The sequence below is a fragment of the Actinomadura flavalba DSM 45200 genome, from assembly GCF_000374305.1.
In the GTDB taxonomy this organism is placed as follows: domain Bacteria; phylum Actinomycetota; class Actinomycetes; order Streptosporangiales; family Streptosporangiaceae; genus Spirillospora; species Spirillospora flavalba.
Window position 1 is genome coordinate 218,454 of sequence record NZ_KB894097.1, and the last position, 13,103, is coordinate 231,556.

Annotated in this window: 11 protein-coding genes and 1 other RNA gene; 4 read left to right on the forward strand and 8 right to left on the reverse strand. The window is 72.9% G+C overall.

What is annotated here, in order from left to right:
• Positions 1 to 285: 285 nt before the first annotated feature.
• From C229_RS0119730 to C229_RS0119745, 4 genes are all read right to left on the reverse strand, one after another.
• Positions 286 to 1,005, reverse strand: a complete 720-nt coding sequence (locus tag C229_RS0119730; RefSeq protein WP_018656830.1) for an SGNH/GDSL hydrolase family protein — start codon at positions 1,003 to 1,005, stop codon at positions 286 to 288.
• Positions 1,002 to 1,442 (reverse strand): cupin domain-containing protein, encoded by a 441-nt coding sequence (locus tag C229_RS0119735; protein WP_026313956.1) that lies wholly within the window; start codon positions 1,440 to 1,442, stop codon positions 1,002 to 1,004. The genes C229_RS0119730 and C229_RS0119735 overlap by 4 nt, the downstream gene beginning before the upstream one ends.
• Before the next feature lie 67 nt (positions 1,443 to 1,509).
• Positions 1,510 to 2,334, reverse strand: a complete 825-nt coding sequence (locus C229_RS0119740) for an AraC family transcriptional regulator (RefSeq protein ID WP_026313957.1) — start codon at positions 2,332 to 2,334, stop codon at positions 1,510 to 1,512.
• A 101-nt stretch (positions 2,335 to 2,435) separates the two neighbouring features.
• Positions 2,436 to 3,821, reverse strand: coding sequence for an NAD(P)/FAD-dependent oxidoreductase (locus tag C229_RS0119745; protein WP_033424571.1), 1,386 nt, complete (start codon positions 3,819 to 3,821; stop codon positions 2,436 to 2,438).
• A gap of 516 nt (positions 3,822 to 4,337) precedes the next feature.
• On the opposite strand from C229_RS0119745, the gene C229_RS0119750 reads away from it, so the two are divergent.
• From C229_RS0119750 to C229_RS0119760, 3 genes are all read left to right on the forward strand, one after another.
• Positions 4,338 to 4,910 carry a YbhB/YbcL family Raf kinase inhibitor-like protein gene (locus C229_RS0119750; RefSeq protein WP_018656834.1) on the forward strand — a complete coding sequence of 191 codons (573 nt, stop codon included), beginning with the start codon at positions 4,338 to 4,340 and terminating at the stop codon, positions 4,908 to 4,910.
• Positions 4,911 to 5,085: 175 nt separating this feature from the next.
• Entirely contained in the window at positions 5,086 to 6,942 is a 1,857-nt protein-coding gene (locus C229_RS35825) for a hypothetical protein (RefSeq protein ID WP_020608194.1), read from the forward strand.
• Between the two features lie 148 nt (positions 6,943 to 7,090).
• Complete coding sequence (locus C229_RS0119760; RefSeq protein WP_240487347.1) at positions 7,091 to 9,340, forward strand: SulP family inorganic anion transporter; 2,250 nt, start codon at positions 7,091 to 7,093, stop codon at positions 9,338 to 9,340.
• Between the two features lie 153 nt (positions 9,341 to 9,493).
• Here C229_RS0119760 and C229_RS0119765 read toward each other — a convergent pair whose 3' ends face one another.
• Complete coding sequence (locus C229_RS0119765; RefSeq protein WP_018656836.1) at positions 9,494 to 9,709, reverse strand: hypothetical protein; 216 nt, start codon at positions 9,707 to 9,709, stop codon at positions 9,494 to 9,496.
• 320 nt (positions 9,710 to 10,029) lie between these two features.
• Here C229_RS0119765 and C229_RS0119770 point away from each other — a divergent pair, with 320 nt between their 5' ends.
• Positions 10,030 to 10,902: an alpha/beta hydrolase family protein gene (locus C229_RS0119770; RefSeq protein ID WP_018656837.1), complete on the forward strand. Its 873-nt coding sequence runs from the start codon at positions 10,030 to 10,032 to the stop codon at positions 10,900 to 10,902.
• Here the strand turns inward: C229_RS0119770 and C229_RS0119775 are convergent.
• The 3 genes from C229_RS0119775 to rnpB all read right to left on the reverse strand — a co-directional run bounded on the left by C229_RS0119775 (position 10,899) and on the right by rnpB (position 13,096).
• Positions 10,899 to 12,071, reverse strand: coding sequence for a PucR-like N-terminal domain-containing protein (locus C229_RS0119775; RefSeq protein WP_018656838.1), 1,173 nt, complete (start codon positions 12,069 to 12,071; stop codon positions 10,899 to 10,901). The two genes, C229_RS0119770 and C229_RS0119775, sit on opposite strands and share 4 nt — an antisense overlap.
• Positions 12,072 to 12,176: 105 nt before the next feature.
• Positions 12,177 to 12,596: a hypothetical protein gene (locus tag C229_RS0119780; protein WP_018656839.1), complete on the reverse strand. Its 420-nt coding sequence runs from the start codon at positions 12,594 to 12,596 to the stop codon at positions 12,177 to 12,179.
• A gap of 107 nt (positions 12,597 to 12,703) precedes the next feature.
• Positions 12,704 to 13,096: RNase P RNA component class A (rnpB, locus tag C229_RS33060), an RNA gene on the reverse strand.
• Between the last annotated feature and the right edge of the window lie 7 nt (positions 13,097 to 13,103).

Below are 13,103 nucleotides of genomic sequence, written 5' to 3' on the forward strand. Positions count from 1 at the left end.
GACACGTCCGGGTGCGGCCGGACACGTCCGGGTGCGGCCGGACACGGCCAGGCACGGGCGGGAGCGGGCGGGCCCGGGTGCGGGCGGGCGCGGCCGGACACGTCCGGGTGCGGGCGGGCGCGGCCGGACACGTCCGGGTGCGAGCGGGCACGGCCAGGCACGGGCGGGCGCAGCCAGGCGCGACCGGGTGCGGGCGGGCGCGGCCGGACACGTCCGGGTGCGAGCGGGCGCGGCCAGGCACGTCCGGGAGCGGGCGGGCGCGTCTGGGCGCGGGCGGGGAACCGCCTACTCGTCCCGGGTCAGGAGAGCGGTGTCGATGACCTCGGCGATCAGGGTGGCGCCCCGGCTGTTCTGGTGGATGTGGTCGGTCGTGAGCACGAGGTTCCGGCGTCGCGAGATCGTGTCGAGGTCGCGGCGCAGCACCACGTGCTGGACGAGGACGCCGAGGCCCGCCGCCGGGGTCACGTCCCGGTAGGGAATCGGCGGCGGGTCCGCTCGGCGGAGTTCCTCGGTCTGGCGTTCGTGCAGCGGAAGGTAGATCGCCTTCTCGGCGGTGGCGACGTCCGCGATCATCCGGCTGTACCGTCGCGACGCCCGCGCCGCCTCGTCGTCGAGCCGCTGGCCGAGAACCGGGAGCGACAGCAGGCCGATCGTCGCGTCGGTCTCCGCTCGCAGTCGTTCGACGACGGCGCCCAGGCACTGCTGGAACCAGCCGGCCGACGGGCGTTCGGGGAGCCGTTTGCGTTTCATGAGCTGATCGACGCGGTCACCGGCGAGGCTCGCCCGGGCGTCGTTGGTCCCGATCAGCACCGTGATGACCTCGGGCGGATCGGTGATGACGGCGTCGAGGTTCTGCAAGAGGTTGTAGGCGAAGTCACCGTTGGTGCCGAACCGGGCGAGCCGCAGGTCGCCGGGAGGGCGGCGGCGTTCGAGGATGTCCAGGTAGTCGACGCTGATCAGGGCGCGGGTGAGGCTGTCCCCGAGGCAGGCGACGCGCGTCGTCATGATGCGTCCGGTTCCGGCGCGCCGGTGCGGGGACGGTGGTCGGTGCCCAGTCCGGCGGTGATGGTCAGCAGGGACGTCGGCCCGTTCAGGTCGACCGCGTGCCAGACCCCGGCGGGGTTGACGGTGGCCTCGCCGGGCCCGAGCAGAACGCGTTCGGGCACGCCGTCCCGGTCGCGGGTGACCGTCGCCGACCCGCTGAGGCAGACGACCAGTTCGTCCCCGGCGGGGTGGCTCTCCCAGTGTTCGCCGGGGCCGTCGCCGTCGAAGATCATCACCATCCGGCCCTCGGCGCCGTCCGCCGCGACCGCGGCGCTGTAGGCCCGGAGCACGTCCGGCTCCCAGGCGAAGCCCTCGACGGATCGCGCCGTCGATCCCCGTCCGAGGTGCACGGGGGTGGTTCGTAGGTCGAGGGTGTCCGATGCGTTGACGAGTCTCATGCCGACGATCGTCGTACTTCGGTGACCGGGTGGTCTTGAACGAATGGGAACACCCGCTGGGCGGCGGCTACGCAGTCCCGAGCAGGACCTCGCCGTGGCGCCAGGCCGTCGGCGTCCGGCCCGTGAACACGCTCCAGTCCCGCACGAGGTGGGACTGGTCGGCATAGCCGGCGATGGTCGCCACCTCGGCCCACGGGAGCCGGTCGCGCGCCGTCGCCAGGTCGTGCGCGTGCTCGAAGCGCAGCACGCGGGCGACGGACTTCGGTGACAGGCCCAGTTCGCCGCGGAACCGTTCGGTGAGGTGGCGGCGGCTCCAGCCCAGTTCCGCCGCGACCGCACCGACCTGGACGCGGCCCCGCGCGGCGACGAGGCGGCGCCACGCCTCGGCCACCTCGGGGCGCATCCGGCGCGCGGGGTCGCCGCCGGAGCCACGGCCGACGGCGCGCAGGAGCACCTCGTCCAGCACGGCGAACCGCGCCGCCCAGGTCGATGCCGCTCGGAGCCGGTCGGTGAGTTCGACGCCGGGCGCTCCGAGGATCTCGTCCAGGGGGACCAGCCGCTGGGCGAGCGCGGCGGCGGGCACGCCGTAGACGGCCCGGGCCCCGAGCGGCGTCAGCGCCACCTTCACGCCTAGCTGGCGTCCGTCGTGGTGGATCGCGACGGACCGGTCCATCAGACCCGCGGCCACGCTGTCGAACCGGGTGACCGGTGACCCGTCCCCGACACCCGCCGCCAGCTCCAAGGGGTCCGACAGGCTGATCACCGCGGTGAGAACGCGGCTCGGCGGGCCGGAGTGCACCCCCGCCGGGAGCCCGCGGAGATCGAAACCGACGTACGAGTCGACGTACCGCCGCAAGGCGGGCACCGGACGTGCACCGACCCCGAGTGCCATGTGACCTTCCTCCCTGCTCGGCGTCCGATTCTGCCCCAACTCCCCGGACGACGCCGACGCCCCGCCGGTCGGATGACCGGCGGGGCGTCGGGACACGCGTGTCAGGCGGCCGTCTCCGAGGAGGCGGGCTTGGCCTCGGTCTTCGGCTTGGCGTCCCCGAGGGCGGCCAGCTCGAACTCGGCGCGCGGCTGCTCGATGCTGCCGAGCGACACCGTCTCGCGCTTGAAGAACAGCGCGAGCGTCCAGTCCGCGAGCACGCGGACCTTGCGGTTGAAGGTCGGCACGCGCGACACGTGGTACGTGCGGTGCATGACCCAGGCCGGGAAGCCCTTGACCTTGATCCCGTAGGTGTTCGCGACGCCCTTGTGCAGGCCGAGGCCCGCGACCGAGCCGACGCTGTTGTGCACGTACGGCTTGAGCGACTTGCCGCGCAGCGCCCGGACGAGGTTGTCGGCCAGCACCTTGGACTGGCGCACCGCGTGCTGGGCGTTGGGCGCGCAGTACATGCCCTCCTGCGTCAGGTCGGGCACCTGCGCGTTGTCCCCGGCGGTGTAGGCGCGGACGACGCCCTCGACCGTCAGGTACTCGGTCGCCTTGACCTGGCCGCGGTCGCTGAGCGGCAGGTCGGAGTTGCGCACGACCGGCGACGCCTTCACACCGGCGGTCCACACGAGCGTCCCGGCGGGGAAGCTGCTCCCGTCCGAGCATTCGACGACGCCGCCGACGGCGGACTGGAGGAACGTCTTGAGCTTGACGTCGATGCCCCGTCCGCGAAGCTGCTCGGCGGTCCACTTGCCCATGTCGGGGCCGACCTCGGGCAGGATGCGGTCGGCGGCCTCGACCAGGACGAACCGCAGGTCCTGCGCGGTGACCTTGCGCATGTACTTCACGGCGCCGCGGGCCATGTCCTCCAGCTCGGCCAGCGCCTCGACGCCCGCGAAGCCGCCGCCGACGAAGACGAAGGTCAGCGCCTTGCGGCGGATCTCCTCGTCGTCGGTGGACTCGGCGATCTCCAACTGCGCGAGGACGTGGTTGCGCAGGTGGATCGCCTCACCGATCGTCTTGAAGCCGATGCCGTGCTCGGCCAGGCCGGGGATCGGCAGCGTCCGGGAGACGGAGCCGGCGGCCATGACCAGGTAGTCGTAGGAGATCCGCTCCGGCGGACCCGCGAGCGGCTGGACGATCGCCCATCGCTCGGCGTGGTGCAGCTCGGTCACACGCGCGTTGCGCACGGTGCAGCGCGGGAGGACCCGGCGCAGCGGCGCGACGACGTGGCGCGGCGAGACGTTGCCCGCGGCGGCCTCGGGGAGGAACGGCTGGTACGTCATGTACGAGTTGGGGTCGACGACCGTGATGGTCACGTCGCCCCGCTTCAGCTCGCGGCGCAGCTTCTTCTGCAACCGCAGTGCGGTGTACATGCCCACATAGCCGCCACCCACGATGAGGATGTGGGGAGCGCCAGGGGTTCCCTCGGCGGTCCTGGCCATTGCGGCCTCCAATGTCACGGTCGGCTTGTGAAGACATTCACAAGCTAGCCGATGGCACGGACCAAAAGCCAACCAAAGACCATGAAAGAACCTCGGAAGTTTCCAAATCAGCAACCTGGACCGCACCCACGCCGTGAACTTCACCACTCCTTCCCGATTAAACGGACAAACGACCCCAAATATCCCATGGCCAACGTCACACGCGCGACCTTCCCGCCCCCCGGCCGGGCCAGGGCCGTGCCGCCTCGGAGGGCATGATCCTCCGGACCGAAGGGAGGATGATCATGCCCTCCGAGGCGGCACTGAAGGGGCCCTGGCCCCGCCGCGCCGGAGGCGCGGCAAAGCGAGCAGGGCAAAGCAAGCAGGGAAAAGCCCGTTCCACTACCGCGCACGCTCTAAGGTTGGGGCGGACGAGGAAGGGGGCGCCGCCGGCGACGGCCGACGCCGCACGAGCCGGCCGGGACCACCCGCAGCCGGCGCCGCACGGCGTACGATCTCGCGCGGGAGCGAATCACCATGAGCATTGACCGCCGTCCGGCCGCAGCGGCCCTGAGCGCGCTCGCGCTCGCCGGGTCGCTCGGCGGCTGCGCGCTGATCGGCCAGCCCGAGAACGCGAGCGCCGAACTCACCGAGTGGTTCACCGTCACCAGCCCGGCCTTCCGGGACGAGGGCGAGCTACCGGCCCGGTTCGGCTGCCGCGCCTACGCGGGCAACGGCCGCGACGGCCAGACGCCGCCGCTGCGGTGGTCGGGCGCTCCCACCGCCACGAGGTCGTTCGCGATCGTCATGGACGCGACCGACAGCGCCTACGTGCACTGGGTGTACGCGGGCATCGACGGCGACAAGCACGAACTCGTCGAGGGCACCCAGCTCGACAAGACCGTCGAGGGGCTCAACACCGGCAAGAAGGCGGGCTACACGCCGCCGTGCCCGCCCAAGGGCGAACGGCACCGGTACCGCTTCACGATCTACGCGTTGGACGCGCCCGCCCCGTTCCGGGCCGGTGCCCCGCTGAAGGAGTCGCTCGCCGCGATCGCCGAGCACACCATCGGCCGGGGCCGGATCACCGGGAACTTGGGCGACGGGTAGGCGCGTTCATGAGGGGACCGCGAGGGTATATGTGCGCGAATGGTGTGACAACGGTCATAGCGGTCGGCCAGAATCGTTCCAGGTCCGCGGGGAACCGGTCGCCCCGCACGCAGCAGGGCGCGGGTTCCGGACCCGCGCCGGGAACGCCCGCCGGGCCGAGGCATGGGGTGATGGCATGACATCCAACATCGTGATTATCGGCCTGGTCGTGGTCGTGGTCTGCGTCGGCGTCCTCGTGGCGCTCGGCATGCGCGCCAGCAAGGGCGGCCAGGACGACGACTGGACCGACGAGGACGCCCAGGCGGCCCCGCGCGGACGCCGCGCCGCGCCGCCCGCCGAACACGACCAGGGCGACGACGGCTACGGCTACGACGGCTATGAGGACAACGCCGGTTACGCCCCCGAGCCCGAACAGCAGCAGCGCCAGCCGGAGCACGACCGCCGGGTCGCCGGTGGCGGCGCGCCGCTCGCCGCCCCGGCCGCCGCGCCGCAGCCCGCGCCGTCCGGGCAGGGCAGCGACGAGATGGGCGACGACGACTACTGGGCGACGATCACCTTCGACAAGCCCAAGTTCCCCTGGCAGCAGGCCGGTGGCGAGCGTCCCGAATCCGACCCCGCGGCCGACCCGCTGAACGCGCAGCCGCCCGCGAACCAGGCGCAGGGGCAGGCGCAGGGTCAGGGCCAGGCCGAGCCGCCCGCGCTCACCCAGCCCGTCACGCCCGACCTGCTCCAGCAGAGCGGCGCCGGACGGAACCCGCAGCAGTCGGGCGGCTACGGCTACGGCGCCGACCCGACCGCCACGGCGGGCGACCCGATCCCCGTCGACCAGAGCGGCCACGACCAGGGCTACGACCAGGGCTACGAGCAGCCCGGTTACGACAAGCCCGGGTACGACCAGCCCGTCTACGGCCAGGGCTACGAGCAGGGCGGCGGTTACGAGCAGCCCCAGCAGCCGCAGTACACCGAGCAGCAGCCCTATGCGGAACAGCCCTACACCGAACAGCCCTACGCGGAGAAGCCGTACGCGGAACAGCCCTACACCGAACAGCCCTACGCGGAGAAGCCGTACGCCGAGCAGCCGTACGCGGAACAGCCCTACGCCGAGCAGCAGCAGTCGTCCTACGACCAGCAGCCGTACGGCGACCCGCTCGGGCGGCAGTCCGGCGCGCAGCCCGTGCCGTCCGCCTACGACCGGCCCGCTCCTGCCGACCCGCGCGCGTCCGACCCGCTGGGGCTGCCGCTGGGCCGCACCGACGAGCAGGCCGCGCCCGCCGCGAGCTGGGACCAGGGGCCGCTGAGCCCGCCGCCCGCGCAGCCTCCGGCGCCCGCCGCGCCCGCTCCGGCGGCGTCCGGCCCGTCCGACACCGACAGCGGCAAGCTGCCGACCGTGGACGAGCTGCTCCAGCGCATCCAGTCCGACCGGGCCCGGTCGGCGCCGTCGAACGAGTCGCAGGGCTCGTTCGGCACCGCGTCGGCCGACCCGCTGGGCGGCGACCCGCTCGGCGGCGGCTCCCCGTCCTACGGCGGCTCGTCGTGGACGCCCGGCCCGGCGACGTCGCCCGGCGCCGCGTCGTCCGGCTACGAGTCCGACACGGGCTCCTACGCGTCCGGCTACGGCACGGGCGGGCAGAGCTCCGGCGCCGAGGGCTACCCGACGGCGCCCTACGGCGACCCGCCGCGCTACGACGACCCGCTCGGCTACGGCCAGCAGGGCGAGCAGCAGTCCGCCGACCCGGGCCGCTACGGCGACTTCAGCGGCAGCAGCTACGCCCCCGAGCCGCTGGGCGGCGGTCAGCCCGGCGGCGGTCAGGGCGGGTACGACGCGGGCCGGGGCGGCTACGACCCCGGCGCCACGCAGGCGTACGGCTCCCCCTACGGCCAGGAGCAGGGCGGCTATCCGCAGTCCGGCGACAACGGCCAGTACGGCGGTCAGTACGGCCAGGGCGGTCACGGCGGCGGCCAGGGCGGGCAGGGCGAGCGCCCGCCCGCGCAGGACGACTGGGAGAACCACCGCGATTACCGCTCCCGCTAACACCCAACGCTAAAAACCAGGAAACGCCTCATACGGGACCGCTCTGTAACGGAGCGGTCCCGTACTGTTTACTTCACGGCTCTCCCTGCCAACGGGAAATCATGGTTAACTACGCTAGGTGACTTCAAAGCCACTCAACGTATCCACTTTGCGGCGAGATCTGCTGGCCTCCTTCGTGGTCTTCCTCGTCGCGATCCCGCTCTCCCTCGGCATCGCCGTCGCCTCGGGCGCTCCGATCGCCGCCGGTCTCATCGCCGCCATCGTCGGCGGCATCGTGGCCGGGCTGGTCGGTGGATCTCCCTTGCAGGTCAGCGGCCCCGCCGCCGGCCTCACCGTCATCGTCGCGAGCATGGTGCAGACCTACGGCTGGCGCGCCACCTGCACGATCACCATCCTGGGCGGGCTGCTCCAGCTCGGCCTCGGCCTGTGCCGGGTCGCGCGGGCGGCGCTCGTCGTCTCCCCCGCCGTCGTGCACGGCATGCTGGCGGGCGTCGGCGTCGTCATCGTGCTCGCGCAGGTGCACGTCGTGCTCGGCGGCAGCCCGCAGCAGTCGGCCCTCGACAACCTCGCCGAACTGCCCGGCCAGCTCGCGGCGCCGCTGTGGCAGCCCACGCTGATCGGGCTGCTCACGATCGCCGTCCTGCTGGCCTGGACGTGGCTGGCGCGGGTCGGGCCGCCCGCGCTGCGCTGGTTCCCGGGCCCGCTCCCCGCCATCGTCGTCGCGACCGGCGTCGCCTGGGTGCTCGCGTCGGACGCCCCGCGCGTCGACCTGCCCGACAACCTGCTCGCCGATTGGGGCCCGCCGGAACTGCCGTCCGGGTCGCTGCCCGGCATCGCGGGCGCGGTGCTGGCGATCGGGCTCGTCGCCGCCGTCGAGTCGCTGCTGTGCAGCGTCGCGATCGACCGGCAGCGGCCCACCGGCGTCGCCCGCACCGACCTCGACCGCGAACTGCTCGGGCAGGGGTCGGCGAACATGGTGTCGGGCTTCCTGGGCGGCCTGCCCGTCGCGGGCGTGATCGTCCGCAGCACCGCCAACCTCCAGGCCGGGGCGCGCACCCGGATGTCCACGATCCTGCACGGCGTGTGGGTGCTCGTGCTCGCGCTGCTGTGCGGGCCGTTCATCGAGCAGGTGCCGCTGGCGGCGCTGGCCGCGCTGCTGATCGCGCTCGGCGCGAAGATGGTGAAGGCTTCGCACGTCCGCAACCTGCGCCACCACCGCGAGGTGCCGTCGTACTTCGCGACGCTCGGCGGCGTCGTGGTGCTCGGCCTGGGCGAGGGGGTGCTGGTCGGCATAGCGGTCGCGGCGATCATGGCGCTGCGGCGGCTCACCCGGCTCTCGGTGCGGGTCGAGGAGGCGGTGCCGACCGCCGACGACCTGCCCACCCAGGCCACCTGGCACGTCGTCGTGGAGGGGACGCTCACCTTCCTCGGCGTGCCCAAGGTCGCGGCGGCGCTGCAACGCGTTCCGGCGGGCACCGTGGTCGATCTCGACCTGAACGTCGACTTCATGGACAACGCCGCGTTCGACACGATCCACCAGTGGCGGCTCGCCCACGAACGCCAAGGGGGGAGGGTGGACATCGATGAGGTGCACGAGTCTTGGTATGAAAGAGCTGTGACAGGCGATATGTCCTCACCGCGCAAGTCGCCCCCGCCCGCCCGCTGGTGGGCGCCGTGGGCGACCCGTGGGCGGCGGGGCGAAACCTCTGAACTCGACGCTCCCGGTGTCTCGCCGAGCGCCCTGCTGCTGGCGGGCGTCCGCGACTACCACGGGCGTACCGCGCGACTCGTCCGGCCGATCATGGCCGAGCTGGCGTTCGAACAGAAGCCCGAGCATCTGTTCATCACCTGCGTCGACTCGCGCGTCGTGCCCAACATCATCACGTCCAGCGGTCCCGGCGACCTGTTCATCAACCGCAACGTCGGCAACCTGATCCCGCGCTCCGGCTCGCGGACCACCGACGACTCGGTCGCCGCCACCGTCGAGTACGCCATCAACGTGCTCGGCATCCGGACCATCACCGTCTGCGGCCACTCCAACTGCGGGGCGATGGCCGCGCTGCTGGCGGGCGGCACCGAGGTCGAGCACCTGCGGTCGCTGACCCGGTGGCTGCGCCACGGCAACCACAGCCTCGCGCGGTTCCTCGACACCGAACCCGACGGCCAGCCGCCGCTCGCGCGTCTGTGCCAGATCAACGTGGCGCAGCAGCTCGACAACCTGCTCACCTACCCGTGGCTGCGCGAGCGCGTCGAGGCGGGCGAGGTCGAACTGGTCGGCCTCTACCTCGACCTGGAGTCCGCGCAGGTCAGCGTCCTCGACCGGGCGTCCACCACGTTCGCCCCGGTCCCCGGGGACAACCCGGGCGACTCCCAGACGGCCCCGACCACGGTCGCCTGAGCCCGTTCCGTCCAGCGGGGCCGTCCATCCGGACGGCCCCGCTCCTTGCGTCCGGGTCCGCGCCGGGCGCGCGGCCCCGCCCGGCGCGGACGATCCTGGAGTCGGCCGTCTCCGCGCACGCGCCCTCCCGGGCTCGCCGGGAGGGCGCCGCCGTCAGTGGCTGATGAGGCGGTCGTCGTCGGTGCGGTCGTCCGGCGCCGGGCCGGACCCGCGAACGTACATTCCGGTGAGGCGCCGGGCTCGGCGGTTCTGCGCCGAGGACGCGGGCGTGAACAGGGCGTCGTTGCGGCTGGCACGGGCGAAGTCGACCAGCCAGGTCAGGATGAGCAGGACGGGCACGAGCGCGGCCACCGCCAGAACGATGATCATGAGCGCTCCTCCTCTCCGCGGGGCCTCCCAGGGCCCCGCCACCACCGCCGGTCTCCCCTTGCGACCGGCCGTATCTCGACGGTAAGCGGCTCAGGCCGAGGATTCTGTGTCGTATGACCCGAAGTCCGGAGAAATTTTCACCGCTACCGGCGTCGAGGGCGAGACGGGACGGTTTGTCCGTCTCCGATAACAACCGGGCGCGCGAAGTATCGGCCACCGAGAAGCGCCCCTCCCCCGCCGCGCCCCATGCTGGCTCCACCTCCCGGCACCCCCGCTTCCCCCACCCCGCCGCGAGGACTCCACGTCGAAGGTGAGCCCCCATGAGAGCCGCTCTCCCGCGCGCCGCGCGTTCGCTGCTGGCCGCCGGAACCCTGCTGTCCGCCGTCACGCTCGCGGCCCCGGCGCAGGCCGCCGCCAACCCCTACGAACGCGGGCCCGCCCCCACCGAGCAGAGCGTCACCGCCGAGAAGGGCCCGTTCGCCGTCGAGACGATCGAGGTCCCGGCGGGCAGCGGAACCGGCTTCAACCTCGGCACGATCTACGCGCCGACCGACCGGAGCCAGGGCACGTTCGGCGCCGTCGCCATCGCGCCCGGGTTCGTCACCCCCAAGGCGCTCATCGACTGGTACGGGCCGCGCCTGGCCTCGCAGGGCTTCGTCGTCATGACGCTGGAGACGATCGGCCTGACGAACCTGCCCGACGAGCGCGCCGCGCAGCTCCTCGCGGCGCTCGACTACATGGTCGCATCCAGCCGCGCCAAGGACCGCATCGACGCGTCCCGGCTGGCCGTCATGGGGTACTCGATGGGCGGCGGCGGCACGCTGCGCGCCGCGCAGGAACGTCCCGCGCTGAAGACCGCGATCCCGCTGGCGCCATGGCACGTGGAGCGCGGCTGGCAGCGCGTCACCGTCCCCACGCTGATCTTCGGCGCCGACAACGACTTCATCGCCGGCGTCGCCACGCACGCCGAGCCGTTCTACCAGAACCTCACGGCGGCGCGGGAGAAGGCGTACCTGGAGCTGAAGGGCGCCGGGCACTCGTCGTTCGTCGCGCCGAACACGACGGTCGCCAAGTACTCGATCGCGTGGCTGAAGCGGTTCGTCGACGACGACACCCGCTACGACCGCTTCCTGTGCCCGGCGCCCCGGCCGGACGCCGCCATCGCCGAGTACCGCGACACCTGCCCGAACTAGGCGCGCATCCGCACCTGGAAGTGCAGCAGGAGCAGCAGTTCGATGCGGTGTTCGGGGTCGTACATGACGTCCCCGAGCACCGCTTCGAGCCGTCGGACCCGGTACCGGACGGTCTGCTCGTGCACCATGAGCCGTTCGGCCGTCGCGACCGCGTTGTCCCGGTTCTCGATGTAGGCGAGCAGCGTCGTCAGCAGCGACTCGCGCCGCGCGGGCGGCAGGTCGAGCAGCGGGGCGAGGCGGGCGCGGGACGCCATCTCCAGCAGTTCGGCGCCGAGCGACGCCGTCAGGTCGGGCACGTGGTCCAGGCAGCGGATCGGCTCCTCGGCCGCCACCGCGCCTCCGTCGAGCAGCGCCAGCCCCTCCCGCGCCCAGCGCAGCGACACGGCGCCGCGCGTCACCGGGACGGTCGGGCCGATCGCGGCGGGCACGTCCGCGAGCAGCGTCGCGACCAGCCGCTCCTGCCCGGCGGGGTCGGGCACGACGAGGTAGGGGACGTCGGCGTGCCAGTCGGCGAGCATCGCGGGCGGCAGCACCGGCGCGCGCCCGCCCGCCGCCGGGCGCGCGGCGACGACGGCGAGCGTGCGCGGCGCCACCCAGCCCGCCGCGGCGGCCAGCTCACCGATCGCCTCCACGCTGGGGGGCGGGTCGGCGACGAGCACGTCCCGCAGCCGCCACCGGTGCCGTTCCCGCTCCCCCGCGAGCTGGCCCTGCGCCCGCGCGTAGCCGCTCGCCGCCGCGCCCGCGATGCGCTCCAGGAACACGAACAGCGACTCGGTGATCTGGCCGAGGACGCTGAGCGGCCAGTCGAGCCGCCGGGCGTCCTTGATGAACCGGCGGCAGGCGACCTGGCCGCTGACCCGGATCGCGGTCTGCACGTCGTCGAGGCTGCGTCCCCGGCGCGCCTCGTACGCGCCGATCTCGGCGAAGATCCCGGTCACGGTGTCCCAGGCGACCTCGCGCTGCCCGATGGCCGCGACGAACTGCCGGACGGTCTCCTCGACGGCCCACCGCATCCGCCGCCCGTACCGGCTCTCGGCCGGGCGGGCGTACTCGGGGACGAGCCGCTGGATCTCGCGGACCATCTCCTCGGCCGCCGCCGCCAGATGCGGCAGCAGCGGCTCGGCCGTGACCGCGGGCACGGCCGTGGCGGGAAAATCGGACACGTTCACGCACACCTCCCGGCACGGGCCTCCATCGTGGAGCCGGGACGGCGTGGCAAGTTAGTGGCCGTCTTCAGGGGTTGACGCGCGAAGTTGTGCCGTACGTGACAAGCGTCACTTCTTGCGCAGTCCGTCCAGCAGCAGCGTCGCGCCGATGCCGAGGAGCCAGAAGTCCTTCGCGAGCGGAATCCCCTGCTCGGTCGGCCGGATGCCGCCCTCTTCGCGCATCCCCGGCGTCTTGAGGTACAGGCCGACGAGCCCGCCCGCGAACCCGGTCAGCGCGGCGCCCGCCACCGCCGTCGGGACGAACGGCGCGAGCAGTGCGGCCCCGATCGCGATCTCCGCCTTGGACAGCGTCGCGGTGAACCGCTGCGGGTCCTGCTCCTTGAGGAACGGATACGCGCCGGACGCGAACCCGTGCAGCCCCTCCGCGGCCTCCCGGTCGGCCTTGGCCTTGGTCAGCCCCGAGTTGAGAATGAACGCCCCGGTGGCGATCCGGGCGGGCCACTGATGAAACCGAGCGAACAACGACATGAGTCCTCACCTGCACAGACGTCGAATGGATCACGACCACCGACGGTGATTCCCCGCCCCGCCCACCCGGAATCCCCCACCGCGGCACGGTTCGGCCGAGGGGGCGGCGGACGAGGCGGCCTGTAAGCCGGGTTCTGTGCCCGCCCCCGGGGGGCGGGTGACGGTCATCCATCTCGGACCGCCGTTGCCGGCGGCCTCCAGCGGTCTACCCGCAGGCTCGGGCGGGCCGCCCTCAGGCACCTGCGCGGAGCTGCTGCGCGGCTCCTTCTTGACCTTGCTCCGGGTGGGGTTTACCTAGCCGCCCACGTCACCGTGGGCGCTGGTGAGCTCTTACCTCACCGTTTCACCCTTACCGCCGGGCCGGAGCCCGGAGGCGGTCTGCTTTCTGTGGCACTGTCCCGCGGGTCGCCCCGGGTCGGCGTTACCGACCACCCTGCCCAGTGGAGCCCGGACTTTCCTCGACGGGAATCGCTTCCCGACGCGACCGTCCGGCCGGCTCGTCCGCCG

What these genes read in the sequence shown, in the direction of transcription:
- C229_RS0119740 (WP_026313957.1), bottom strand. Translation starts at nt 2,334, where the DNA reads ATGGCACTCGGGGTCGGTGCACGTCCGGTGCCCGCCTTGCGGCGGTAC.
- C229_RS0119765 (WP_018656836.1), bottom strand. Translation starts at nt 9,709, where the DNA reads ATGATCATCGTTCTGGCGGTGGCCGCGCTCGTGCCCGTCCTGCTCATC.
- C229_RS0119735 (WP_026313956.1), bottom strand. Translation starts at nt 1,442, where the DNA reads ATGAGACTCGTCAACGCATCGGACACCCTCGACCTACGAACCACCCCC.
- C229_RS0119770 (WP_018656837.1), top strand. Translation starts at nt 10,030, where the DNA reads ATGAGAGCCGCTCTCCCGCGCGCCGCGCGTTCGCTGCTGGCCGCCGGA.
- C229_RS0119730 (WP_018656830.1), bottom strand. Translation starts at nt 1,005, where the DNA reads ATGACGACGCGCGTCGCCTGCCTCGGGGACAGCCTCACCCGCGCCCTG.
- C229_RS0119750 (WP_018656834.1), top strand. Translation starts at nt 4,338, where the DNA reads ATGAGCATTGACCGCCGTCCGGCCGCAGCGGCCCTGAGCGCGCTCGCG.
- C229_RS0119780 (WP_018656839.1), bottom strand. Translation starts at nt 12,596, where the DNA reads ATGTCGTTGTTCGCTCGGTTTCATCAGTGGCCCGCCCGGATCGCCACC.
- C229_RS35825 (WP_020608194.1), top strand. Translation starts at nt 5,086, where the DNA reads ATGACATCCAACATCGTGATTATCGGCCTGGTCGTGGTCGTGGTCTGC.
- C229_RS0119745 (WP_033424571.1), bottom strand. Translation starts at nt 3,821, where the DNA reads ATGGCCAGGACCGCCGAGGGAACCCCTGGCGCTCCCCACATCCTCATC.